The sequence below is a fragment of the Kocuria cellulosilytica genome (assembly GCF_040981245.1).
In the GTDB taxonomy this organism is placed as follows: domain Bacteria; phylum Actinomycetota; class Actinomycetes; order Actinomycetales; family Micrococcaceae; genus Kocuria; species Kocuria cellulosilytica.
This window is the reverse complement of the sequence record NZ_JAVFWZ010000033.1, coordinates 1-779: the sequence shown is the minus strand read 5'-3', so window position 1 is coordinate 779 and position 779 is coordinate 1. Positions and strand designations below refer to the sequence as shown.

The window sequence follows — 779 nt, the reverse complement described above, 5'->3', positions numbered from 1 at the left end:
GGCAGAAGTGCATGATTCCAAAGGCTTTGAAGGACTGCTGGATGAAAAAGACGAAGGCAAGGACTTGTATTTGGACGCCGGTTATGTCGGACAAGAGGAGATTGTAAAACAGCATAAGATGAATCCGATAATTTGCGAAAAGGGCTACCGTAACCGTCCGCTTACCAAGGAGCAGAAATCAGACAATAGGAAAAAATCCAAGACACGTTGCCTTGTCGAGCATGTATTCGGGTTTGAGGAACAAACCATGCGTGGACTTGTGGTGCGTACAGTAGGGCTTATTCGTGCTAAAGCCAATGTAGCACTCACCAGTCTTGTGTATAACATCAGTCGTTACACGCAAATAATCAGGCTGAAACCTGAGTTGTTGGGGTGAATTATGCCTGCACATCCAATTTTTACAACAGACACAAGTTAATTATTGTAAAAATTTTTTTGGGGGGGGTAGAAAATATTCGCTAAATTTGAAAGACTAAAGCTCACAAATTGGGCAGTTAAAGAGTTCTGCTGTCTGATACAAGAGGATAAATTGAATTGATAGAACTCACCAAAAGTAAAAACAGAATTTAATTTATAACTCTATATCATTTATTTCATGAAAAAAAACAAGATTATTTTATCAGTTTCAATTGTCATTTTATTGTGTTTAACTATCATTTCATTAAAGCAATTTTCGCACAAGTCAATAGCGAACAAGAGTAAATTAGAGCTAAACAGTCAGGTTATCAGCGATTCTATTGCTAAGATTGCATCCGAATATCCAGGAGAAATCGGAGTTG

General features: G+C 37.9%; 2 protein-coding genes. Both read left to right on the top strand.

Features of this window, described 5'->3' with window-relative positions:
- A partial coding sequence (locus tag RCG67_RS16825; RefSeq protein WP_368827934.1) for a transposase occupies nucleotides 1–376 on the top strand: 376 nt, incomplete at its 5' end.
- 219 nt (nucleotides 377–595) lie between these two features.
- The coding region (locus RCG67_RS16820; RefSeq protein ID WP_438612687.1) for a hypothetical protein at nucleotides 596–779 on the top strand (184 nt) is incomplete at its 3' end.